The sequence below is a fragment of the Pseudoalteromonas sp. NH0006-46 genome, assembly GCF_057547735.1.
This window is the reverse complement of sequence record NZ_BAAJML010000003.1, coordinates 281,735-306,438: the sequence shown is the minus strand read 5'-3', so window position 1 is coordinate 306,438 and position 24,704 is coordinate 281,735. Positions and strand designations below refer to the sequence as shown.

Below are 24,704 nucleotides of genomic sequence, written 5' to 3'. Positions count from 1 at the left end.
TTTGTTATTATTTTTATATAGTATGTTTTAGTACACTTTTGTTGATATTACTAACTTTTTAGTGCGTTTAAATGAACGACGTATTATAATTGATACTGTATATCATTACTCCTTTCTCCAGTGAGCCTCAAATGGCTTACTTGCATTTTAAGTATAGGTAATCCAAGCATTTCATGACAGAGATCACAACACATCAAGCTTCTCGCCGACGCTTACTTATTGCACTTGCCATTACATGTTCATTTATGGTTATACAAGTGATTGGTGCTTACTACGCTAATTCATTAGCTGTACTAGCGGACGCAGGGCACTTATTTGTTCACAATAGTTCGCTTTTTATAGCATTAATCGCTTCAAGTTTTGCAATTCATTTAGCAAAAACATATAACGATGGATATCAACGTGCTGAGTTAGTGGGGGGGCTTGTTAATGGCATATTGTACCTTGCGATTAGTTTGGTCATTTTATACGAAGGTGGTGAGCGCTTTATTCATCAGCACGAGGGTAATGAGCTTGAGATTAATAGTTATTTAATGTCAGTTATAGCTGGTTTAGGCTTTTTGTTTCATGGTGCAGCTGCTTGGGTTTTGTACAAAGGACGTAAAGCAAGCATTAATGTATACGCTGTGTTTTTACACTCATTTTTTGATTTAATTTCAACAGTATCTACATTCGTTGCTGGTGTATTAATATATTTAACAGGCTTTGCAATTATCGATATTTTATCGAGTATGCTTATTGCGTCATTTGTGTTGTTTACGGGTATTAAAGTTATTATTAGTTGTATTAAAGGCTTACGTTTAAATAAAGCTAAACTTCCTAAGGTAACTGATATTGAAAGCGAAATCACAGGTATGGAACACGTGCATAACGTACATAATGTGACTGTAACACGTAACTACGATGGCTTAGTAGTGGGTGCTCACGTGGTACTTAAAAAGCATTGTACTATTGAAAAACACGATGAAGCATGTCGCTTAAAGGTGGAAAACCTGCTTGCTGAGAGGTTTAAAGTTACCAGTAGCGTACTGCAAATTGAAAGCCATGAGTGTCATCATATTCATTAGGGTTCATTAACTTTCAAAGTTTAATCTTTAGTATTTTGAATGATATTTAGGTAAGGTAACGCCTATGAAGTGCGTAATTCTCTCAAATAAACTTTAGCGCAGCATCGATGCCAAATAGACGTGTCCCCGAAGGGGCTTCCTCAGAGCAATTTACTGCTTGTTGCTTGGTATTGGCTTGTTCTTATATGGATGTAATTCAGTAAAGTTACGTAGGAGCATTTATCAAGCCCACAAGGTTATAAAACCTCGCGCTGCGATTAAATAGCTTCTAGCTTGAACGGGGTTTAGTCAACAAGGCCAATTGGCCCTAATATTAATTAAGTGCCAAGGTTTTAAATCCTCTTTTTAGATATTTTAAATAAGCTCAATAATTTTGCTAAAACAACTACTTTCTTTAAGAGCCTCAGCACTCATCGGCCTTGCAAAGTAATAACCTTGAAGCACATGGCACCCCGCGTTAGCTAAAAACTCCATTTGCTCACGATTTTCAACGCCTTCGGCAATACAATATAAGTTTAGGTTTTCAGCTAAAGAAAGAATAGTTTTAATAATTGACTCGTCTCCTTTATCTTCACCAATACTATTTACAAAACTCTGATCTATTTTTATAACGTTAATCGGAAATTGACTTAAATAAGTTAATGATGAATAACCTGTGCCAAAGTCATCAAGTAATAATTTAAACCCTGCTGTTTTCAACGCCTGTAATTGCTTTGCAGCTTTGTATTTATCTTCGAGCAAAATGCTTTCTGTAATTTCGAGCCTTAGCTGCCTGGTTTGAACATTAAATTCTTTTAAAATATGCTGCAACCGATCCGTTATATTCGCTTTTAAAATGTGTTTAGGCGACAAGTTTAAAGAAATATAAAATAAGGGATTCTCATTAAGCAATGGGGCTAATTCAATAAGCGCACGTTTTAGTGCAAGCTCAGTTAGGTGTTCTATTAACCCTGTTTCTTCTGATATAGGAATAAACACCGCAGGTGAAACAAATTGTCCTTTGTTTTTCCAACGCATGAGTAACTCCACGCCGTTAATCGTTTTTGCTTCTATATCAATAATGGGTTGGTAATGATTAAACAAAAGGTCGGCTTTTACCGCATCTTTTAAATCATTTTCGAGCAGCAGTTTTTGTTTTATTTGTTCATTCATTTCATCGCTAAAGAAACTGAAGTCATTCCTACCATTTTGCTTAGCTTGCATCATTGCAACATCTGCATTTCGAATTAAAATGTCGGTTGTGATGGCGTCAAAGGGGTAAAGAGCTACCCCTATACTGGCAGAAATATTAATGGCAAAGTCTTCAATTATTACTTTATTTGCTAATTCTTTACTAATTAGTTTAACGGTTTCCTTCAACGAGTCTTGCGATTCTACATTTTTGATAAGAACTAAAAATTCATCCCCGCTTTGTCGGCCAAGCTGTGCATTTTCGTTAAGTATATTATTGACCCGCTCAGTAATATTGCAAAGAAGCTTATCACCTACAGCATGACCAAAAGAGTCATTCACTGGTTTAAACTTATCTAAATCAATAAACAAGAGTGCGCAATGTGTATTTGAGCTTGCAGCTTGCTTAATAGCTTCCTCAATGTTTTGGTACATTAAACTACGGTTTGGTAGTTTTGTAAGTGCGTCATAGTTAGCTAAATATCGCAGCTCATTTTCAGCTCTTTTTTGCTCAGTTAAGTCAGAAATAACAATTACATAGTAGCTTACTTCTGTTGTGCTTTTAGCAACTGCAGTCACATTAATATGCACTGGGTGCTTATTATTTTTAGCTGTTTTTATTAAGGTATCGATATGCCAGTTTTCAGTTGGCTGCAATGCCTTTAATGTTTTTGCAAATTCTTTGCACTTTTCTATACCAAGCGATTTTATAAATAGTTTAGGGCTAATATTTGTAGATGTTTGTGTATCAGAAAACGTTCTTATGAAACTAGTATTCGCGGAAAAAGGCAGTAAGTGGTCGTCTAAAATCAGCAACCAATCGTTTATTTGGCCAAATGCTTCACCTAATATTTTAGCTTGCTCTTCATTAGCACGCTGCTCAGTAATATTGGTATAGATACCTGATACATATAAAGGCTTGCCTGTTTGAGTATCAAAAATTATTTGGCCTGTGTCTTGGTACCATAACCAATGGCCATTTTTATGGCGAAGACGAAATGTTAATTGCCAATTTTTATTTTTACTTTTATTACTTATGTAATTTTGCCATTTGGTTTCAAAGCGGCGCTTATCGTCAGGATGTATAATAGAAAAAAACTTCTCTATAGCTACCCGTTCTTCTAAGTTTTCGTAACCCAGTTCTGTGCCACGTAAAGTATTTACTGAACGGTCTAAAAATTGATAATCCCATACGCCACTTTTATTGTTTCTAAGGGCGAGTTCTGTTTGTTTTTTCGAGTTTATGGTGTCTGTATGCGCTTGTTGAATAACATTTTGACGGTTTCGGTACTGCCAAAAAAATAAAGCGAAAAGGGTGAGCGTAATGATAATATATGTGAATAGCGCAAAGGGTGACTTCCAGGGTGCATGGGCTACATTTATGCTGAGCTCTACTGGTTTAGCTTTAATTACACCATCTTTGAAATGCGCGTTTATAGCGAGAGAGTAGTTGCCTGGTTGAAGTTTAGTAAAAAACACCTGGTTTGATTTTAAGTTTTCATAAGTAAGTGATGTTGGGCCATCAAGAACCACATCATAAAACGTTTTATTTGTATCTGGATACGAAAAATCAGAAAAGTTTACTGTTAACCCCATATCGTCATGGTTCAGTTTGAGCGCTTGATTACTGTACTTAAGGGGAGAAAAAGGCAATTCCCTCGTTAATAAACTGACATCTGTAATAGCTAGTCTATGTTTTTCGGTTGTTTTTTTTGTTTTGAAGTCAGCAGGGTTAAAAAGTAGGGCGCCTGCGTTACTACCTAATATTATTTGCCCATTATTCAATTTCTTTTGTGTGTAGTCTGTAAATTTACTGGTGTTTAAACCATCTTTAACCGAAAAACTTGTAACATTGTGTGTGTTGAGATCTATTTTGTAGAGTCCATTGTCAGAACTGGCCCACAGGTAATCTTTTTCATCAGGCACTAAAGACAAAATTGAATTAGAATTTAACGAGTTTTTAAGGCTTAAAGAATGCTTTTTTTCGTAGCTTTGTGGGTCTACGCCAATTAAACCTTCATGAGTTGTTGCAAGCCATAAAATATTTCTTTTTAAGTCAAGGTAGTAATTATCTACGGTGTAATAAATGTCGTCTTTAGTCTTTGATGACTGAAATATTTGAGTTAAGTTTTGTGATTCTTCGTTATACCTAACCAAGCTATTACTCATACTAATTAAAAGTTCGTTCGGATGAGTTTCCAATGGCGGAAGAAACACATAGGCATTTATCGGATCTAGGAGGTTTTTAAGTCCTTTAATAACCCTTATACCACCCGTTTTTTCGTTGAACAGGTAAAAGTTTTTGTCGTTTGCAAATGCAAATAGATGGCTGTCAATTTTGGCAAAGCCAAAAATAGTCGGTTGAGTAAGTAAATCGTTATTACTACTTAAATTTGATACTAATTGTTTACTGTTTTTATCAAACAACTCAAACCCATTGTATGTATACAGCCATAAATATTGGTTGTTTCCTAGTGAAGATGCAAAAACATCATAAATTGCTGAAGAGCCAAACACTGCTTTAGTATCGGTTGAATTTAAAAAAGTACGCGTGGTTTTTGTTTTAGGGTTGTATTGAGCTAGGCCATCGTTTGTGCCAAACCATATAATATTATCTTCGTCTTCGTGAATTTTGTTTATGGTATTATTGACAGGCAAATTAATATTTTTAAATCGCCTAGTGTTAATAGGCCATGTGAATACCCCCTGGCTTCTTGAGGATAACCAAAGTACTCCGGTTTGGCTTATTGTTAAATCATCAATTGAGTTATCGTTTATGTTAAATTTACTTTTTTCATAATTTAATATGAGCTCTATTTCGCTGTTTATTCGGCTAAAATTAAATAACCCTTTTTCGGTTGCTACAAAATCACCATCATCAGAATTAATGTAATCCCAAATATTGAGGTCGGGAATAAGCGTTATTATAGAACTGAGTAATTGGTTATCATTTAAAAATTCGAATCTATACAATCCTTCTACCGTACCAACTAGAAGACCAAGCTCTTTGTCTACCTGTAAAAACTTTACATTAATGTTGTCTATTGTTGTCTGTTCGGCAGGGTGCAGTGTAACTTCTGCAAGTTGATTGCTAATAAGGTTGAACGTATGTAGGCCATCATTGGCACCAATATAAAGTGTATTATTATATAGTGTAAGAGCACGTATATATGATGTTTTATTAGCTAAAACCGCTGTTTGTGTAAAAGCACCAGTGGTTTTATTGTAAGAGAGTATTTGGTTATCAATGGCTAAATAATAAAACTCGTTTTGTTCGGCCATTGCTGATACGGAAGAATAAATTTGTGTTTCTTTATCAAGCTTGCCAGAGAAGATTTTTTCTGTTTTGAGAGTTTGTGGGTCTATTATGTATGCACCCGATAACTCAGTGGAAACAAGTAGCTTACCGTCTTGTGTTTTCAAAACTGTGAATATGTAATGCTTGTCTAGCTCAAAACCACCGTCGAATGTTTCAACGGTATAGCCATCAAACCTGTTTAACCCTTGTTGTGTTGCAATCCAAATGTATCCAATTTCATCTTCTTGTATTTTTACAACGTAGTTTTGTGAGAGCCCTTCATCTGTAGAAAGGCGCTGTAATTGTTGGGCATAATTTTGCGATGCAAATGCATTAGTAATACATAACATGAAAATTAAAATAAAAAGGCAACGTTTACTAAATGGCACTGATGACCGATCTCCACAACAGGTAATGCATTATTCAGCTAAGTGTTAAATATAGCACAAGTTTTATTTTTTAATTACGAATAATAAACAGAAAATATCAATGCTAATTTAATGTTTTGAGCTAATATTTAAGGCTATTAAAGAGTTTTAGAGAGGTCCTTAAATGGTTTTAACAAACATACAAGCTAAAGATAGCCTTCTATTGATTATAGACATTCAAGAGCGACTTTCCCCTATGATCAGTGATATTCAAAATCTTTTAAAAAACACCCTAAAATTAGCCCAGGCGTCAATTGTGCACGATATACCGACATTGATCTCAGAGCAGTACGTACATGGATTGGGAGAAACGGATAAGAAAATTAAATCGGTTTTACCGCGGGCTACGTATTTTAGTAAGGTTCATTTTAGTGCATGTGAAGAAGTTGGCTTTTTGGAAAAATTAACTAGTTTTAATAAAAACACTATTGTTGTGGCGGGCACTGAGGCGCATGTATGTGTTCTTCAAACATGTATCGATTTACTAAAAAGTGGATTTGAGGTGGTTTTAGTAACCGACGCAATTGGATCTCGTAATATCGAGCATAAAAGCATCGCAATAGAACAACTAAAGCATGGCGGAGCGGTAATTTCATGTGCAGAAATTATTATTTTCCAATGGACAAAAGCTGCAGCTACGCCTACGTTTAAAAAAATACTACCTATAATTAAATAGGTTATTCGCATATAATGTAAATTAAATGTTTACGGTTTATTATTTATTGACAAATTTGGTACTATTTGTCTTTGTTGTATTAAGCTAAATGTATTAGTAAAACTAAAAGTTAGGTTCTTTATGTCTAGTGTTAGCCGCTTATTAACAGTTATTTTTATCCTATTATTTGTTGAATCTATAGGCCTTGGCCTTTATTTTGATACGTTGGCTCAGGCATTTGTAGTCGGTTTGCCGCTGTGTTTATTACCAATATGGTTACTAAAAACGCAAGAAAACAATCCTGTCACCCCTCACATAGTTGCTGCTGCAATTATGATGTTTTCTTTTTTACATATACAACAAGCATTTGGCCTAATTGAAGTACATTTTGAAATATTTATATTAATGCCAATATTGATTGTTTTTGTCCAGTGGCGCGTATTCATAACTGCTATTTTATTTGTAGCAGTCCATCACCTTTCTTTTTATTACTTGCAAACGCAAAACACGGGTTTTTATGTTTTCGACCCTGACAGGCTCGCATTCAGTACTGTAATAATCCATGCGGTATATGCAATAGTAGAGGTGCTTGTTGTTGGTTATATAGCTATCACTTTAGAGAGAGAGCGCCGAGCTGGAACATCACTTAGTTCAGCAACTGAGCAAATAATGGAAAACTCTGAGCACATTAAATTATCGCTTAGAGCCGATTACACACAAAGTGAAGCTGTTGTAGGTTTTAACACCTTACTCGATTACTTGTCGGACGTTATTAAACAAGTTAAAACCCAATCATATTCGCTTAAAACCAACTCCGGTGAATTAATTAATGTCCACGATAGGCTAGCAAATGGTGCACAGCAGCGCACTCAGCAAACAGATGATATAGCTAATTCGGGCGCTCAAGTTGCGCATGGTTTTAAATTAGTTGAGCAAGAAAGTGAAGTGTTAAAGCATCAAGTCGATAGCATTACAGAATCGGCCAAAGGAGCGTTAGACGACGTATTACAGACCGATAGCAAAAGTAGAGAGCTACTAAATTTGTTAAATCACACTGAAGAGCAAATTATTCAACTCGTTGCTGCTGGTGATGTTATCTCAAGCTTATTAAACGAAATTTCAGGAATTGCTGAGCAGACAAATTTATTAGCGCTCAATGCAGCTATAGAGGCAGCCAGAGCTGGTGAGCACGGAAGAGGCTTTGCCGTCGTAGCAGATGAAGTTCGATCATTGGCAAATCACAGTAAAGCAACTACAGATAAAATAGGCCTGACACTTAAAGACCTTGTTACAAATAGTAAAACGTCTACTCAATCAATGACTCAATGCGTAAGCTTTGTTGTTGATTTAACTGAGATAAGCACTGCAATGAAAGAGAATATCTCAGCAATGAGTGAACAAATAAAAGCGGTTTCAAGTAGTACTAGCTCGGTTGCACAAGTTGTTTCAGAGCAAGCTGGTAACACAGAACAGATCGCTAACAGCACAGACCAAATGCGCCAAAACCAGTATGAAGACGCCAATATTGTTAAGCAACTCACCGACAAAGTTCAGTTAATCGACGTGAGCATTGATGTACTTGAGCAATCAATTGCCAAATTTAAGTAGCTCAACTTTTTTAAAGTTTATAATATTCTGCTGGTTAGGATTTGTAATATCAGGCCTAGTCTACTTTCAAGCTGAACAGTTAAAGCCGTTTGATAGTGACAAAGTATTATTGCAAGATGGTTGGTTTTTGAGTTTTAAAAACCAACTAGGCTTGAATACGCAAACACATCAGGCGTCTTTGATTCTTGTTTTAGAACAAAACTGCGGTTGCACAAAGCAGGCTAAAAGTCATATTACTGCTCTTAAGCGCTTTGCAGAAGAAAAAGGCTTTAACATCATTCAGCATCCTTACTCAGCTAAGCTAAAGCACGTTATTCCAGCAACACCAGCTGCAATAATTATGGACAAGCATGGCGAGTTTGTTTACGCAGGGCCATTATCAGAAGGATTAGCGTGCTCGCAGGGCAGTGGTTTTGTAGAAACGGCAATTAATAACTTAGTTGCGGGGTTTAATTCGGGTTTACTCGTCGCAGATACTAAAGGTTGCTATTGTAAAAATATCGTTTAGCTTCATACCGCCGCTTATTTAAAAACAAATGCCTTGGATGTTAATTCGCACTCGACGTCCTCCTTCAAAGACAAGCTAATTAACTTAGTGCTTATATATGGTTTGAATCAGTGTTAGCAGGCAGATTAAAGCAACACTTTTAGCTGTCCACTAGCTGAACTAACATATCAACTTCTACCAGTAGCAATTCTAAACAAGATTGACAAAAACTTAGCTGTTCACTGAGTAATCACTTTTTATGTTAGAGGTTATTTTAACGGCATTATGGGAGTAACAATAAAAATCAAATAAAGCTAGAATGGCTATTGATAACTATTACCATTTAGATTAAGATGAGCATATCAAAAGTAATTAGAGTGGTTTGTATTCATGTATATTTGTCTATGTCACGGTGTGACAGATAAAAAAATTGAGCAAACAATTGACGATGGTGCAACTACCATGCGTGAATTAACCAGAGAGCTTAAAGTGGGCAGCCAATGTGGTAAATGTTGCGGTTGTACTAAAAAGATCCTTAATCGTAAACTTATCGAAATTGCAGATATTACTGATCAAGTAGCTTAATTACATTTTAAAAATTCATAAAAAAAGCAGCTTTATTAAGCTGCTTTTTTTGTAACTAAATTATTGTTTAAAGTTGAGATTGTAGGTAATTTTCGATCCCTACATTTTCAATAAGCTGCTGCTGTGTTTCTAACCAATCCATTTGCTCTTCTTGCTCGTTTAAAATATGGTCGAGCGCCTCTCGGCTAATGTAATCTTTTTTACTTTCAGCTAGTTTAACGGCAGCGCGGAGTTCGTCTATGGTGTCGAGTTCGAAGCTCAAATTAGCTGTAATCATTTCTTCGCTGTTCTCACCTATACGTAAACGACCTAGGTCTTGAAGGTTTGGTAAACCTTCTAAAAACAAAATACGTTCAATCAAACGGTCAGCGTTTTTCATTTTCTGAATGGACACTTTATAATCGGCTTTATCAAGCTTACTAAAGCCAAAATCTTTAAACATGCGTGCGTGTAAAAAGTACTGATTGATGCCGACAAGTTCGTTAGCAAGTACGTTATTTAACGCTTTAATTACCTCTAAATCGCCTTTCATAACTTTAGCTCCTGCTAACCCATTTGTGATTGGTGGTAATTTTCTGAGCCAATTTTTTCAATTAGGCCAAGTTGTTGTTCTAACCAGTAAACGTGATCTTCTTCTGTATCGAACAATAGCTTTTGAAGTATTGCACGAGATTGATAATCTTGCTGTTCTTCACAGATGGCAATAACATCTTTCACGCAGGCAACCACTTCTAGTTCAAGTGTTAAATCATTTTGCATCATGCTTTTAACATCGTTACCGATAAGTAAATCACGACGCTTAGTAAGGTTGGGTACACCTTCTAAAAATAAAATACGTTTGATCAACCAATCTGCATGGTCTTTTTCTTCTTCCATCTCATGATTAAGACGCTCATAAAGTTTATTCAATCCCCAATCGTCGTACATGCGCGAGTGTATAAAATATTGATCGATTGCAGCTAACTCATTGGCAAGGAGTGCATTAAATGCGTCGATTACTTTTTGATTACCTTTCATGATACGTCACCATAACTTTTTTTGATTGTAGCCAGTGTAGTGTAAAACTAATTAATTGCAAGTTTTTCTCTATAAAAATCATTGTGTTACTATTGGTTTTGATTCTTATTTAAGTTTGCATTGCTGCTTGCTTTACATACAGTGTTTTTGATTTCAGTTTAAATAAAATTTTAATTATTATCAGGTTAATATAGTTAAGTACTTCTGACGGAAGTAAAATAGGTGTTATGAACTAACAACACCGTTAAAGCATGTATGGTAGGCTTTATAGACATAATTAGCTGTACTCACGAGCAAAAGATTTCAGCAATTAAATACAGCAATTAAGTTAAACCATTAATACAGGGCAAAATAACGCTTTAACTATTTAAATGTATTGATGCTTAATACTTAATTAATTTTATGAAAAATATACTTTAATCTAATAAAAGCAAAGCACACCAGAGGAAAAACACTATGAGTCAGTCGATTATAATTCGCGATGCTAAACCTAGCGATGCAAATACTATCCTACATTTTATTACTGAGCTTGCAATATACGAAAAAGAACCCGATGCTGTAAAAACAAATGAGCAAGCAATTTTAGACACCTTATTTAGTGAAGGCGCCACTGCGCACAGTATTATATGTTTAGATGGCGATGAGCCAATTGGTTTTGCGGTTTATTTTTACAACTATTCGACTTGGTTAGGTAAAAATGGGTTATATCTTGAAGACTTATACGTTAGTCCAGATAGTCGTGGTAAAGGTGCAGGTAAAGCTATTATGAAGCATTTAGCCAATAAGGCGTTGAACAACAATTGTGGCCGATTTGAGTGGGTTGTGTTGGATTGGAATAAGCCTGCTATAGATTTTTATGACAGTATAGGTGCAAAACCACAAACTGAATGGATTATTTATCGTTTAACGGGCCAAGAGTTAATAGATTTCGCTAAATAGTTGAGTACCGATTGTGGCTAGCAATGGTTTAAAATTTATTTAAACTTTGTCGCAGTCAATTATTAAAAGAGCTGTTTATGATTTCATCTTACTGGCAAAAAGCACGTCAAAGTCGCGATCACCGTTTTGATGGTCTTTTCTATGTTGCAGTAAAAAGTACAGGTATTTATTGCAGGCCTATTTGTCCGGCTCCCACGGCGCTTGAAAAAAATGTTGTTTATTATGAGTTTGCTCATAATGCGGCACAAGACGGTTTTAGGCCATGCATTCGCTGTAGACCTGACAGCGCACCTGGAAGTGCTGCTTGGCAAGGGACTAAAACAACCGCTCTGAGGGCAAAGCAGCTCATTGACCAGCACAATGAACATGATTGTGAGATGCTAGCTGAAAGATTAGGTGTAAGTAGTCGATATTTAAGACGGTTATTTAAACAAAATTTTGGCTTGTCTGTCACGCAGTACCGTATTTTTAACCAGTGTCATTTTGCAAAAAAACTAATTCAAGAAACCAATTTACCGCTGACCGAGATTGCATTTTCAGCTGGCTTTAAAAGTACTCGACGCTTTAATGATGCATTTTTAAAGCAACTCAATATAGCCCCTTCAACACTGCGTAAAACTACTAATGTCAAACGCTCAACACTTGAATTAATCCTGCCTTTTAGACCGCCTTATAATTGGCTTGCTTTACGCTCGTTTATAGAAAAACGTTTAATTAAACCTGTTGAATGGGTCTCAGAAAATAGCTATGGTCGCACGTTTTCAAATGCACTGTATAAGGGGAGTTTCACTGCTGAATTTATTGAATATAAACACCACTTTAAAGTGAAAATAGACATAGACAACACACAATATTTGCAATCTGTTATTAATAATATACGTCGAGTGCTAGATTTAGATGCTGATGTTAATTTAATAGAAACTCACTTAAGTAAAAACATAAACGATGCATTTCCACTGTGTATTGGGCTAAGGCTGCCTGGTATTTGGTCAGACTTTGAGGCAGGTATTCGAGCGGTGCTTGGTCAGCAAGTAAGCGTAGCTGCAGCGCATAACCTAGTCACTAAACTCGTTGCTGAACTTGGAGAAAATGACCTAAAGCATGCGTATTTTCCGAGTGCTGAACAAGTAGCACAAAGCAATTTTGATTTTTTTAAAATGCCACAGACGCGAAAAAACGCACTGCATAATTTAGCCTTATTTTGTAATAATAATCCCGGCAACAGCGACTTAGATTTATGGCTTGATTTAAAAGGAATCGGCCCATGGACAGTAAACTACGCTAAGTTAAGGGGGCAGAGTCAACCCGATGTGTTACTTGAAGGTGATTTAGGAATTAACAAAGCACAAGCTGCGGCGAATTCATTTAATAGTGAAAAGTGCACTCCATTTCGTTCATATTTAACGTTCCAACTTTGGCAGCAACTATCATGATTATTCAAACATACATATCAAGTCCTATAGACAATATAATAATTCAAGCAACTGAAAAAGGGGTGAGTTACGTTGGCTTTTATCCGCTTGAAACCTACCCACATGTGCCTCTTACTAAAGTAACTAATGAGCCGATATTGAGCTGTGCGCTACAATTAAATGAGTATTTTAATAAAAATCGTAAAATTTTTGATGTTCCCTTAGATACTAAAGGGACTGAATTTCAAAAAAGTGTATGGAACGCACTTTTAGATGTTCCTTACGGTAAAACTAATACGTATGGTGATATTGCTCACGCATTGAATAATCCAAAAGCGGTAAGAGCGGTGGGGGCCGCTAACGGTAAAAATCCGATTAGTATTATCGTACCCTGCCATCGAGTTATTGGCGCAAATGCAACGCTTACAGGGTACGCTGGTGGACTAGAAAGAAAGCGTTGGCTTTTACAACACGAAGGATTACTGTGAATGTGTTGCTATAAACTTTGTATCATATGCCATAAGGGTTAAACTATAAAAAACACCTTAATTAAAATAGCCATGCAAGTTGTTACACTATTTTACATATTTACTTTTTTAGCGCTCGTGACATTCAATAACGCGAGCGCGGCTGATAAAAAACTGCTTTTTTGCTATGAAGACAAAGAAATTGCGCCGATGTTTTTAGGTGTAGGACAAGAGATCCCGATTCAAAGGCCCGGTGCTTCGGCAGACGTATTACGGCTATTGGACGACGCGGTTGATGGCGTTGATATTGAGTTTGTAAGGAAACCTTGGCGAAGATGTTTGAAAGATCTTGAATCAAATAAAGTAAATGCGGTTATTGCAAGCTTTAGAAAAGGCAGAGAGCGAATAGCCGTTTACCCAATGAATGAAAATGCAAAACCTAACACCCAGTTTGCCATTAGTAAGTTTGGTAGTTGCTTGTTAGGTCGTGATAAGTTCCGCTCACAATGGCAACTGCGTGACGAGTTAAACAGCAAAATATTTACGATTGCAGTGCCAAGTGGCTACGGCTTGGGCACAACTTTAGACAAAGAACCTCTTTTTGTTCACGAAACAGTGTCTAAAAAAAGTGCATTTGAATTACTTAATAAAGGCGTAGTAGATTCAAGCATCGATATTTGCCAAGTTGATAAAACCAAAACGTCAAGTTACCCTCATAACGACACTGATGTAGCAGCGATATACCCTCCATATGAGTTCACTTTTGGTTATTTAGTTTTTTCGCATCAATTCTATGAAAATCATCCGGTGCTTAGCCATAAAATGTGGCAATGGATTAGTGAATTTGATACCGCTCCTATCTACATTAATTATTTAAATTCAGCAAAACAGCCTGAAAACTAATGCTTTAAACCATAATCTTATTTAGCGTTTGAAATTGGTATTCATTGAATATTAGGGTAGCATAAGCGCACTTTTTGCAACTTGGCACCATCATGGCTCAATTATACTTTTACTATTCTGCAATGAATGCGGGAAAATCTACCACCTTATTACAATCGGCTTTTAATTATAAAGAGCGAGGAATGGAGCCGGTAATCCTCACTGCTGCTATTGATAATAGAGCCGGTGTGGGTAAGGTTTCGTCTCGAATAGGTTTGCAAGCAGATGCACATGTATTTGATGCAAGTAAAGATGTATATGAATTGATTCAATCGCTTAATAGTGAAAGAAAACGCCATTGTATATTAGTCGATGAATGTCAGTTTTTATCTAAAGAGCAGGTAATGCAGTTAACGGATGTAGTTGATGAGTTGGGCATTCCTGTGCTTTGCTACGGTTTACGAAACGACTTTAGAGGTGAGTTGTTTGTCGGTTCGCAATATCTTTTAGCTTGGGCTGATAAGTTAATTGAGCTTAAAACAGTGTGCCATTGTGGGCGCAAAGCCAATCACGTATTACGTACCGATGAAAATGGTGATGCGATTGCCGATGGTAATCAAGTTGAAATTGGCGGCAACGATCGTTATGTATCGGTGTGCCGCAAACATTATAAAGCGGCTTTAAACATGGGCCGATAACGCGTTAATAAACGTGTCTATATCTTTTTGTGTTATCCCTAAATGCGTTACTAGCCTAAGTTGTTTGCTTGGGCTTATTAGGATACCTTGCTGCTTTAGATTCTGGGCTATATCTGCAATATTAAAATCTTCGACATAAGAGGCATACACCATATTGGTCGTATTACTCATATCTACGTTAAAGCCTTTGAGTGCACTTAAACTTTCAGCTAGGTAGCGCGCATTAGCATGATCGTCTTTTAAGCGGTTTACGTTATTTTCAAGCGCATATTGCCCTGCAGCAGCGAGCATTCCGGCTTGTCGCATGCCACCACCGAGTACTTTACGCCAGCGTCTAGCTTTGTTTATTAACGTTGACGACCCCAATAATAATGATCCAACCGGTGCACCTAGCCCTTTAGATAGGCAAATAGACACAGAATCAAAATGTGTGGTTATTTCTTTAATATCAACTTTCAACTCAGTAGATGCATTAAATGCGCGAGCGCCATCTAAATGCAGCGCTAAATTATGCTCATTAACAAAGTTTCGTGCTTGGGCGAGGTATTCTAGGCTAAGTACTTTGCCGCCAATGGTATTTTCTAGGCTTAATAGTCGAGTTTTCGCAAAGTGACTATCGTCTGGTTTAATTGCTGCGGCAATTTTTTTAAAATTAAGTGTGCCGTTTAGTTCGTTTTCTATCGGTTGTGGCTGTATAGAGCCTAAAACAGCTGCACCACCACCTTCAAATTTATAATTATGCGCATTTTGACCGCAAATATATTCATCCCCACGTTCACAATGTGCCATTAATGCAAGTAAATTAGCCTGCGTGCCAGAGCTGCAAAAAAGCGCGGCTTCACAATTAAAACGGGTAATGGCGAAGTGCTCTAAGTTATTGACACTTTCATCATCGCCGTATACATCATCACCGACTGGTGCGCTGTACATGATATCGCGCATTTCTTTTGTTGGTTTGGTGACCGTATCTGAACGAAAATCTATCATAGTTTGCCTTATTCTTAGTTAATCAAGTTCATTACAAATTTGTTCACGCGTTTCTTTATCAAAGTAGCTCCATGCTATAAATCGACTGACTTTTTGTCCCTGCGCCATTTCAATAATTTTATATTCGGCAATAGGGCATGTTTTTAGTTTTGCTTCAAGTGCAATAAGTGAGTCTTTTTTAGAGATTAAAGACGTAAACCATAATACCTGTTCAGCAAATTCTTCACTTTCAGCAATCATTGTTGTAATGAATTGTACTTCGCCACCTTCACACCAGAGCTCGTTACTATTTCCGCCGAAGTTAAGGGTGTTATTTGGCGATTTCCCTAGGTTTTTCCATTTGCGCTCACTGCCTTTGTTTGCTTGTTCCTCACTGGCATGAAAAGGTGGGTTACAGAGCGTTAAGTGGTATAAATCTTTTTGGTTGATAACACCTTTAAAAATATTAGCTGAGTTTTTTTGCAGCTTGAGCGTTATTTTTAAGGCATTAAATTGCGCAATTTGCTTGGCTATTTTTATAGATATAGGGTCTATATCTGAGCCAGTAAAGTGCCACTTATATTCACTTGTTCCTGTTAATGGGTAAACTAAATTTGCTCCAGTGCCTATATCAAGTACTTTAACCTGCTTACCCCTAGGAATTGTTTGCTGATTATCTTCGCTTAATAGATCGGCTAAGTAATGGATGTAGTCTACACGTCCAGGTATTGGTGGGCATAAGTTGTGCTCTGGAATATCCCAAAACTCAATATTATAGTGCGCTTTTAGTAATGCTTGGTTGAGTGTTTTTACTGCTTTATTATTTGCAAAGTCAATGCTTTTAGTACCTGCAGGCGTATTCACTATATATGGGCAGAGAGCCGGCAGGGCAAGTGTTAGTAATTCAAAATCGTAACCACTATTATGCTGATTGCGTGGGTGTAGTTTTGCACGTGGCGTATTTTTAGTCATGGATTTATTTTGGCAATCTATATCAATAGTTAATTGTAACAAATCCTGGTAATTAAAGTGCAGACAATTACTTTGGCATATTTAAAAATACTGGTACGATGAGTTAGGGTAATAATAAGGAACAAGCGTGACCATCTCTCAACACTCAATAACTATAAATTTAGCAGCTGAACAAACACTGCATTTACGCAAAATATTCGATGAAAAACAAAATGGTCCCATTGTATTTTTTATGCATGGTGCAGTTGAAAATGGCAAAATTTTTTATACGCATAGCAATAAAGGCCTTGCTCCATTTTTAGCTGAGCACGGCTATCGTTGTTATGTTGCTGATTTGCGTGGGCGCGGTGAAAGTAAGCCCGTCATTTCTAAATCTGCTGCGTATGGTCAAACAGAAGCTATTTTAGAAGATATTCCTGCGTTTATAAATAAAATTGAGCAGCTTGAAGGTCATAAACCCGATTACTGGGTTGCGCATTCGTGGGGTGGCGTTTTAATGAATAGTGTCTTCGCACGTTTTCCACATTATATTGATGATGTAAAAGCATGTGTTTATTTTGGTTCAAAACGTTCTCTGTTTAACAATCATCCAAAAAAACTACTTCAGGCCAATTTTATTTGGTATTTTATGGCGCCATTGCTTGCAAAAAAACACGGATATTTACCTGCAAGGCGCTTAAAGTGGGGCAGCGACGATGAAACCCAAAAGTCTCATTATCAAAGCATGCAGTGGGCTAAAAAAAGGCCTTGGATCGATTCAGACGATAATTTTGATTACGCAAAAGCATTGCAAACACTTCATTTACCTCCTACGCTGCATGTTGCAGCGGTTAAAGATAAAGCGTTAGCACAGCCAATTGATATTCAAAGGTTTATTGATGAATCAGGCCCTGGTATACAACAAATGCGCATTTATGGTCGCCGCCATGGACACCGCATAGATTACGATCACATAAACATGTTAACTCATCCGACAGCCCGAAAAGAGCAATTTAACGATTTACTTGAATGGTTTAAGTGTCACCCTTGTTGATTAGTTTGAGCAGGGGGACTTGGTATCGCTCCCATTTATTAACGGCATTTGTATTTACTGGCTGACGAACAGCTTGTTTGCTGAGTGTTGTGACGGCTCTTTTTTGTTTGTAAAACGTTAAGCAATTTTGCTCGTATTTACAGCCTAAAAAGTCAAAAAGAGCACTTAGTTGGTCTTCGGGGTTATTTACTAAGTCTTCATAAGCTAAATTAAACACCGGTAGTTTTAAAGTATTCCAATGTGTCATTAGTTTTTCATATAAGCCATGGTAGTGCTTAAACTCAGTTAAAGAACAAAAGTACGGTTCGTTTTCAGAAAAATAGTTACTAAATACCGAGAATGCAGTGGCGTTAATGTTACGTGTTAAATTTATAAACTTAGCGTTAGGAAATAACATATAAATCAGTCCGAGAGATTGATAGTTACTTGGTAGCTTATTAATAATAATAGGCCTTAACGGTTTGGCTGCTTTAAGAGTATCAATATAAATATTGCGAGCTTGATTAATTAGGCTAGGCGTTAAGTTGGTTAAGCACTGAGGATACGGAGTTTTGGTTTGTTGTTCTAAAAAAGCAACAACACTATTACTAATACTCGCGTTTTCACCTAGGCTTGAACATTGACTATGATTTGAAAGCATTTGTTCAAGTAGGGTTGACCCGCTTCTGGGCATGCCGATTATAAATACAGGCGTGATTGTGCCAGAAAAGTCTTTTTCAGGTGAAGCTAATATATCTTGAGTGTTGTATTTAATAATCTGATCATAAAAAGGGTCGAGCTCTTTGGTTTTAAATGGGCTTAATTTATATTGCAGCGTATTTGCTAGTTCAAAATAGTTAAAAGCTTGATCTGTATCACCTAGTTTATCGTAGCTCTTGCCCAATGCGTAATAACACACCATTTTAAGGCGTAGGTTGTTTGTTTGAGTTAATAAGTGATGCAAATTACTAATGTAATTGTGTTCTTTATTAAAACGACCTAGTTGTACTAATTCAAATAAAATATAGGCGGTAACAGGGTATAAGCCCATGCTTAATGCGTGTGCAAATGTGGTGTGCGCTTTATCTAAATTACCATGTGTTAAATAATGCTGTGCTAAGTAATAATGTGGCTCAGGGTTATGGCTTGCTATGCTTTTTGCGTATTCTAATACAGTAAGTGCGTCGTGTGGTGAATTAACACCATTAAAAGCGTCTGCCAACGCGTGCAGTGGTTCTAACATGTGGGGTAAACGTTCACAGGCTTTTTGTAGTAAATAAACTGCGGCATCAAACTTTTCTAGTCTTAGTGCTATCTTACCTAAACCAAATAAGGCTTCGCCATTTTCAGGCTCACTAGCAAGTAGCGTTTTGTAATGAAACTCTGCTTCTTTTAGCTTGTTTTGTTCGAGTAGTTTGTTGGCTTTATCTAATAACATAGTAGAACATTTTATTTTTTATTCACTATAAAATAAAAAAGGCGAAATGTCTTAACATTTCGCCTGAGTGCTTTCATTCTAAAAATTAGAAAGTGTACGTGGCCTTAGCGTAGTAGAAGCCACCGTTAATACCGTAAGGAGATGTTTCGTAGTATTTACCACCCCAGTTATTGTTTGGGATACCAGTCGCATCTTGGAAATCAAGTTTTTCAGCATCTTGGTCAAGTAAGTTTTGTGCACCTACAGAGAAGCTGATTGAGTCATTCACAAAGTACGTAATTTCTGCATCAAGCGTTACAGATGCGTCTGCTGTTTTAGCTGTTGCGTCGTAATCTACGTGAACGCCTTGATATTCGCCATAGTAGTTAAGACGAGTAAATGCAGAAATTGACTCCCACTGTTGAGCCCACGTAAGTGTTGCACGGTGGTTTGGTAAGTCTTCTTCTAAGCGTTTAACTTTAAACTCACCGGTAATGTCACTGAATTTAGTTACTTCAGTTTCATTCCAGTTGTAAGCAAGGCTAAATGTAGAGCTGCCACCTAAAATATCTGCTGTGTAGTTAGCTACAACATCAACACCTTGAGTTGTTGTATCAAAGTCATTAGTGAAAAAGCTAACTTGCGCAAGGCCTTCAACATTAGGTACGCCCGCAGCTGTTAGTGTATCTTTATCTGCTTGGCTAAGCGTAATTTTTTCAGATTGACTTATACGGTCTTCAACTTGAATGTTGTAGTAATCAATTGTTAGGAACAAATCGCCAAGTGTATAAACAGCACCAAATGTGTAGCTTTGCGATTCTTCAGGCTCAAGTTCTGTACCACCTAGTTGAACAGCAACTGGGTTTGTTGGTGGTAACAATGCAGAATCTCTTAGCACACCATCGCTTAGGTTTGTTTGAACGTTACTAACGTTTGCTTGACCAACGGTTGGTGCACGGAAACCTGTGCTGATTGAACCACGGATATTTAAGTCTTCAGTTACATGATACTGAGCCATTAATTTGTAGTTTGTTGTGCTACCAAACGAGTCGTAGTCTTCAAAGCGAAGCGCTAAACCCATTAAGAAGTCTTCTGTAAATGGTGCTTCAATGTCTACAAATGCTGCGTAGTTACGGCGTGTAAATTCACCCGCTTGCGACGGTTTAAAACCAGGGAAACCGTTTGAACCAATGCCAAAACCTTGCGCTGTTAATGGGCCCGCGGTGTATGATGCTTCATCACCTGAGATGATTGTAAATGTTTCTTCATGCCACTCTAAACCACCGGCTACGTTCACATCGTAAGCTAGGTCAAAGTCGAAGCCTTTAGATAGGTCTAAGTTAAAGTTTTTCTCTAACTGCTCATATTTACCTGGGCTAAAGTCACGTGGTGTATCTGGACCTAAAGACGCATTAACTGTGTTGTAAATAAAGTAACGAGATTCATTTAGGCCAACAGTACCGCTTAAATCATAAAGTACGTCTTTCATGAAGCCGTCTGTAAATTCACCTTTAGTACCAATGGTTAAAGAGGTATCAGTGATGTTGCCACCAAAGTTTGGTGTAAAGCCACCCGGGATCATTTCGTTAAATGCAAAACAATCTGGATTGTTAGCTACACCGTTAATGTAAGCAGGGTCGTCTAAAACGTTACCGTCTGTAATTGAAATAGTAGGACAGTTGGCGCTCATGTCGTCAGTTAAGTCTGCAACAAGAAGTGTTGCGCCATCATCGTTTGAGTATACACCAGAGCGAGTATGCGGGTTACGGTAATAAAAACCACCGCGTACATCGCGCTCAGAGTAGTTACCAAACATGTAAAATTGTGAACTGTTTGTTAGGTCTAGGCCTACATTACCAAAAAGTGAGATATCGTCATCAACCTCTGGTGCACCCCAAACTTGAGCAAGAGACGAGACTTCAGGTACACCTGCTGCTGCAAAACCTGCTGCATCTGGGCGTTGAACTGAGCGACTAGTCGCATCTGCTGTTTTATATTGGAAGCTTAAGTTGGCAAAACCACTGTCTGTAAATGGTAAACCTACGTTACCAGAAATTTGAGTGGTATCGCCGTCGCCTTCAAAATATTGACCTTTACGAACTTCGAACTTACCGCCTTCTGAAGCGTCTTTTAATTGGAAGTTCATTACACCTGCGATGGCGTCAGATCCGTACTGAGCAGCTGCACCGTCACGAAGTACTTCAACTTGTTTAATTGCAATGCTAGGAATAACTGAAATATCTGAACCTTGTGCACCATCGTTAATACCACCACCTAAAAAGGCGATTACAGATGCACGGTGACGACGTTTGCCGTTTAAAAGTATTAAGGTGCTGTCTGATGGCAAACCACGAAGGTTAGCAGGGCGAACTAGTGATGCTGCATCACTAATCGGGTTTTGATGAACGTTGAAAGAAGGAACAGAGCCTTTTAGAAGTTCTAGCATGTCAGTATTGCCTGACTTTTCTAGTTCTTCACCACCAATAATATCAATAGGTACCGGTGAGTCACCAATTGAACGTGGAGCTGAACGCGTACCTACTACAGCGATTTTCTCTACATTTTTATTAACTTTAACTTCGCTTTGTTCATCTGCTGCTATTGCAGAGCCCGAGATGAATAATCCGGCGGTGGTTGTGGCTAATGCAAATTTAATCGCTTGGTTTAGCGCATTGTTTTTTAATTTCATTCTAAATTTCCCCAGTTAGAATAATTTTGTTTTAGTCGTGCTTTAAAGCACGCCTTAATCATAATTGTGGAACGAACAGAGTGGTTTAAGCCGATTGAAATATCGATTCAAAAGAGCGTAAATGCTCAGCTTCCGTTAATTCCTGAATACAGACTATACATAAAAAACGACAAGAGCAATTATTAATTAACTATTAAATAACAAAACTTTAATTGGGTAAAAAATCCAAAGGTGGTGCATTTTAATGCCGATTATAACCATTTGTGTGCAGGTTGAGTGGTAATTGGGAATATTAATGCAGGTGGTGAGGGGCTTTTCGAGGTTGGTTTTTTAACTTTTATCCTGTTTTTTTGTTTTTGTTTGCAAATTTGTTAATTTCCATGTTGTTAATTTTTCTCTATATTCGTCCCACACACATGAATAACAATTGCCACTGCCGCAACATTCATCAGATTTTGGTTTTTCAGGTTTTTCAGGTTTTTGTGGAATTTGAGTTGTGAAATCAGGCATAGTTTATTCTTTTGGGCACTAGTTTGGTGCAAAGGATAAAGTATAGTCATAATCAAGTAAATTATTCTTTGTTAACCCATCAGCATGTGTGAAAATATACACATGCGATTATATAAAGTTATCCACCGTGCTCCTTGGCGTGTAGTAAAAATTAGTAAAAGACGTCAGCAGCTTCGTTTTCGTCGTGCTATGGTGGCGCTTAAAATTGCACTTGCTCAAGAAAAACAAGAAACCAAAGAAATGCTTTCTATATACAAGCGATACACACAAGGGCAAACAAACAGTGCAGAGCTTAAACGCGCCAATGAGCAGTTTGTTGATATACTGAAAGGTTTAGGCTTAGGTATATTTGCAGTGCTTCCTTTTGCTCCACTTACTATCCCTCTCGTCGTTAAGTTAGGTCGCCTTGTTGGAGTTGATGTTTTACCCAGCTCGTTTAGCATAAATAAATCAATAAAAGAACTTGATAACGAGATAGCTCAAGCAAATCAAAATTCAACTAAAAAAAACATATTAAAAAAGTAACAACAAAAATCCTTTAATTAGCGATACCTTTTAATAGTGCTTATTGGTATGCTCATAAGTACCATTTTTATAATATATGAGCTATTTAATGAGTGCATTACTTCGCAATACATCCTCTGGTATCCCTTTATCATTTATTCTTAAAAGCGAACTCTCTGATTGGCAAGCAAAACAGCCTTTATTTATACAAAATTGGTTAAGCAATACCGGTTTTGAAAAGCAAGGTTTAGCGTTAATTCCAGATCCTGACTCAGGGCAGCTAAACCAAGTAATTTGCTTAATGCAAAGCGCAGATGACTTTTGGGCTGCGGGCAATTTAGCTAATGCGTTACCTGCAGGTAGTTATCAAATTCAAGGTGATGACACGTTTATAGAGCAAGTTGCTTTAGGCTTTGTTCTTGGCGGATACGAATTTAGTGAATACAAAGAAAAACCGACGCTAAAAGCAGAGCTGTGTATTGAAAACGAGCTTTTATACACACGAATTAAACAACAAGCCGATGCTATTTTTTTAGCGCGTGATTTAGTCAATACACCGGCGGTTGATATGATGCCGCAACATTTATCGCAAGTGATGGAAGATTTAGCTTCATCTCATGGTGGAGAGTTTTCACAATGGGTTGGTGATGAACTGTTAGAGCAAAACTATCCAACAATCCATATGGTAGGCCGTGCAAGTGAAAATAAACCGCGTTTACTTGATTTGAAGTGGGGGGCCGATGATGCACCACTTATAACGCTTGTTGGTAAAGGGGTGTGCTTTGACTCTGGCGGGCTCGATTTAAAGCCAAGCTCTGGTATGCGCAACATGAAAAAAGACATGGGCGGTGCAGCGCATGTAATTGCATTAGCCCAGTTAATCATGGCGGCTAAATTGCCTGTTCGTTTACGTGTGCTAGTACCCGCAGTTGAAAATGCGGTATCACGAAATGCATTTCGCCCAGGTGATGTAATAAAAACGCGCAAAGGTATTATGGTTGAAATTGATAACACGGATGCTGAAGGGCGTTTGGTCTTGTGTGATGCGCTAAGTGAAGCACAAAATGATAATCCAGAACTTATTATTGATTTTGCAACATTAACAGGGGCATGTCGTGTAGCGTTAGGTACTGAGCTACCTGGTTTCTTTTCTACAGAGCGTGATGTAGCTAACGGTATAATTGATGCGGGCTTAAGTGTGAACGACCCTGTTTGGCAATTACCCTTGTTTGAGCAGTACCGCGGATTTTTGAAAAGTGACGTTGCAGATATGGCTAACTGTTCAAGTACGCCATTTGGTGGCGCAATTACTGCTGCGCTTTACTTAAAAGAGTTTGTAGAGCCAACCACACCTTGGGTACATTTTGATGTAATGGCGTGGAACCTTCGTTCGTTACCAGGTCGCCCAGCAGGCGGTGAAGCGCTTGGTATTAGAGCCGTGTTTAACTATTTACAAAACCGCTTTAATCATTAATTAACCGTGAAACATTAGCGCTATATGAAGCTTAAACTTCATATAGCTCTAGCGGCAAATCATCAGGGTCGGCAAAAAAAGTAAACTTTTTACCTGTAATTTCATCAATTCTAATTTCTTCCACAGCCACACTTTTACTTTCTAAATATTCTTTTGCTTTAGTTACATTGTTAACTTTAAATGCTAAATGGCGTAAGCCTTGTGCTTCGGGGTAACTAGGCCTTGATGGTGCACCTTCAAACGAAAATAACTCAACTTGGCTTCCATCAGGCATAGCTAAGTCTAACTTATACGAATTACGCTCAGCCCTGTAATGCTCGTTAACAATATTAAGTTTTAAAATTTCACTGTAAAAATGTTTAGAGCGAGCATAATCACTGCAAATAATCGCAGTGTGATGAATACCTAAAAGCTCCATAAATGTGTCTTCCTTAAACAAAAAACGCA

At 37.5% G+C, this 24,704-nt stretch carries 22 protein-coding genes; 13 read left to right on the top strand and 9 right to left on the bottom strand.

All coding sequences use genetic code 11. From position 1 onward, the window contains the following. Nucleotides 1–173 precede the first annotated feature (173 nt). A complete protein-coding gene (locus AC27I2_RS09120) occupies nt 174–1,067 on the top strand; it encodes a cation diffusion facilitator family transporter (RefSeq protein WP_058404605.1) in 894 nt (297 codons plus the stop codon). Between the two features lie 354 nt (nt 1,068–1,421). Here AC27I2_RS09120 and AC27I2_RS09115 read toward each other — a convergent pair whose 3' ends face one another. Beyond that, nucleotides 1,422–5,885 carry an EAL domain-containing protein gene (locus AC27I2_RS09115; protein WP_487204150.1) on the bottom strand — a complete coding sequence of 1,488 codons (4,464 nt, stop codon included), beginning with the start codon at nt 5,883–5,885 and terminating at the stop codon, nt 1,422–1,424. A 202-nt stretch (nt 5,886–6,087) separates the two neighbouring features. Between AC27I2_RS09115 and AC27I2_RS09110 the strand changes: the two genes are divergently transcribed. From AC27I2_RS09110 to AC27I2_RS09095, 4 genes are all read left to right on the top strand, one after another. Then, complete coding sequence (locus AC27I2_RS09110) at nt 6,088–6,639, top strand: isochorismatase family protein (protein ID WP_487204060.1); 552 nt, start codon at nt 6,088–6,090, stop codon at nt 6,637–6,639. A 120-nt stretch (nt 6,640–6,759) separates the two neighbouring features. Next, nucleotides 6,760–8,226 carry a methyl-accepting chemotaxis protein gene (locus tag AC27I2_RS09105; protein ID WP_487204059.1) on the top strand — a complete coding sequence of 489 codons (1,467 nt, stop codon included), beginning with the start codon at nt 6,760–6,762 and terminating at the stop codon, nt 8,224–8,226. After that, nucleotides 8,192–8,734 (top strand): DUF6436 domain-containing protein, encoded by a 543-nt coding sequence (locus AC27I2_RS09100; protein WP_487204058.1) that lies wholly within the window; start codon nt 8,192–8,194, stop codon nt 8,732–8,734. The genes AC27I2_RS09105 and AC27I2_RS09100 overlap by 35 nt, the downstream gene beginning before the upstream one ends. Nucleotides 8,735–9,103: 369 nt before the next feature. Next, complete coding sequence (locus AC27I2_RS09095; protein WP_138530292.1) at nt 9,104–9,298, top strand: (2Fe-2S)-binding protein; 195 nt, start codon at nt 9,104–9,106, stop codon at nt 9,296–9,298. A gap of 67 nt (nt 9,299–9,365) precedes the next feature. On the opposite strand, the gene bfr (AC27I2_RS09090) is transcribed toward AC27I2_RS09095, so the two are convergent. Beyond that, entirely contained in the window at nt 9,366–9,830 is a 465-nt protein-coding gene (gene bfr / locus AC27I2_RS09090; RefSeq protein WP_138530294.1) for a bacterioferritin, read from the bottom strand. A gap of 14 nt (nt 9,831–9,844) precedes the next feature. Continuing rightward, entirely contained in the window at nt 9,845–10,315 is a 471-nt protein-coding gene (gene bfr, locus AC27I2_RS09085) for a bacterioferritin (protein WP_006791631.1), read from the bottom strand. A 456-nt stretch (nt 10,316–10,771) separates the two neighbouring features. Here bfr (AC27I2_RS09085) and AC27I2_RS09080 point away from each other — a divergent pair, with 456 nt between their 5' ends. From AC27I2_RS09080 to AC27I2_RS09060, 5 genes are all read left to right on the top strand, one after another. Then, nucleotides 10,772–11,254: a GNAT family N-acetyltransferase gene (locus AC27I2_RS09080; protein ID WP_058404611.1), complete on the top strand. Its 483-nt coding sequence runs from the start codon at nt 10,772–10,774 to the stop codon at nt 11,252–11,254. Between the two features lie 77 nt (nt 11,255–11,331). Continuing rightward, nucleotides 11,332–12,687 carry a DNA-3-methyladenine glycosylase 2 family protein gene (locus tag AC27I2_RS09075; protein ID WP_487204057.1) on the top strand — a complete coding sequence of 452 codons (1,356 nt, stop codon included), beginning with the start codon at nt 11,332–11,334 and terminating at the stop codon, nt 12,685–12,687. Continuing rightward, complete coding sequence (locus AC27I2_RS09070) at nt 12,684–13,154, top strand: methylated-DNA--[protein]-cysteine S-methyltransferase (protein ID WP_138530298.1); 471 nt, start codon at nt 12,684–12,686, stop codon at nt 13,152–13,154. Before AC27I2_RS09075 ends, AC27I2_RS09070 begins: the two co-directional genes overlap by 4 nt. 117 nt (nt 13,155–13,271) lie before the next feature. After that, the gene (locus AC27I2_RS09065; RefSeq protein WP_249310797.1) at nt 13,272–14,036 is read left to right on the top strand and encodes a type 2 periplasmic-binding domain-containing protein; all 765 of its coding nucleotides are present in this window, start codon (nt 13,272–13,274) and stop codon (nt 14,034–14,036) included. Between the two features lie 92 nt (nt 14,037–14,128). Then, the gene (locus AC27I2_RS09060; protein WP_058404633.1) at nt 14,129–14,713 is read left to right on the top strand and encodes a thymidine kinase; all 585 of its coding nucleotides are present in this window, start codon (nt 14,129–14,131) and stop codon (nt 14,711–14,713) included. Here the strand turns inward: AC27I2_RS09060 and ltaE are convergent. Then, nucleotides 14,696–15,700 (bottom strand): low-specificity L-threonine aldolase, encoded by a 1,005-nt coding sequence (ltaE, locus tag AC27I2_RS09055; RefSeq protein ID WP_487204056.1) that lies wholly within the window; start codon nt 15,698–15,700, stop codon nt 14,696–14,698. The two genes, AC27I2_RS09060 and ltaE, sit on opposite strands and share 18 nt — an antisense overlap. An 18-nt stretch (nt 15,701–15,718) precedes the next feature. Then, nucleotides 15,719–16,651: a 23S rRNA (adenine(1618)-N(6))-methyltransferase RlmF gene (gene rlmF / locus AC27I2_RS09050; protein WP_487204055.1), complete on the bottom strand. Its 933-nt coding sequence runs from the start codon at nt 16,649–16,651 to the stop codon at nt 15,719–15,721. 127 nt (nt 16,652–16,778) lie between these two features. Here rlmF and AC27I2_RS09045 point away from each other — a divergent pair, with 127 nt between their 5' ends. Continuing rightward, a complete protein-coding gene (locus tag AC27I2_RS09045) occupies nt 16,779–17,684 on the top strand; it encodes an alpha/beta fold hydrolase (RefSeq protein ID WP_058404617.1) in 906 nt (301 codons plus the stop codon). Here the strand turns inward: AC27I2_RS09045 and AC27I2_RS09040 are convergent. The 3 genes from AC27I2_RS09040 to AC27I2_RS09030 all read right to left on the bottom strand — a co-directional run bounded on the left by AC27I2_RS09040 (nt 17,665) and on the right by AC27I2_RS09030 (nt 22,279). After that, nucleotides 17,665–19,101, bottom strand: coding sequence for a tetratricopeptide repeat-containing sulfotransferase family protein (locus tag AC27I2_RS09040; protein ID WP_487204054.1), 1,437 nt, complete (start codon nt 19,099–19,101; stop codon nt 17,665–17,667). The genes AC27I2_RS09045 and AC27I2_RS09040 overlap by 20 nt on opposite strands. A gap of 85 nt (nt 19,102–19,186) precedes the next feature. Next, nucleotides 19,187–21,769, bottom strand: coding sequence for a TonB-dependent receptor plug domain-containing protein (locus tag AC27I2_RS09035; RefSeq protein ID WP_138530306.1), 2,583 nt, complete (start codon nt 21,767–21,769; stop codon nt 19,187–19,189). Nucleotides 21,770–22,099: 330 nt separating this feature from the next. Further along, complete coding sequence (locus AC27I2_RS09030; protein ID WP_487204053.1) at nt 22,100–22,279, bottom strand: oxidoreductase-like domain-containing protein; 180 nt, start codon at nt 22,277–22,279, stop codon at nt 22,100–22,102. A gap of 102 nt (nt 22,280–22,381) precedes the next feature. On the opposite strand from AC27I2_RS09030, the gene AC27I2_RS09025 reads away from it, so the two are divergent. Then, nucleotides 22,382–22,804 carry a hypothetical protein gene (locus AC27I2_RS09025; RefSeq protein ID WP_487204052.1) on the top strand — a complete coding sequence of 141 codons (423 nt, stop codon included), beginning with the start codon at nt 22,382–22,384 and terminating at the stop codon, nt 22,802–22,804. Nucleotides 22,805–22,892: 88 nt separating this feature from the next. Next, nucleotides 22,893–24,257: a leucyl aminopeptidase family protein gene (locus AC27I2_RS09020; protein ID WP_058404620.1), complete on the top strand. Its 1,365-nt coding sequence runs from the start codon at nt 22,893–22,895 to the stop codon at nt 24,255–24,257. 31 nt (nt 24,258–24,288) lie between these two features. On the opposite strand, the gene gloA2 is transcribed toward AC27I2_RS09020, so the two are convergent. Further along, entirely contained in the window at nt 24,289–24,675 is a 387-nt protein-coding gene (gene gloA2, locus AC27I2_RS09015; RefSeq protein ID WP_058404621.1) for an SMU1112c/YaeR family gloxylase I-like metalloprotein, read from the bottom strand. Nucleotides 24,676–24,704 lie beyond the last annotated feature (29 nt).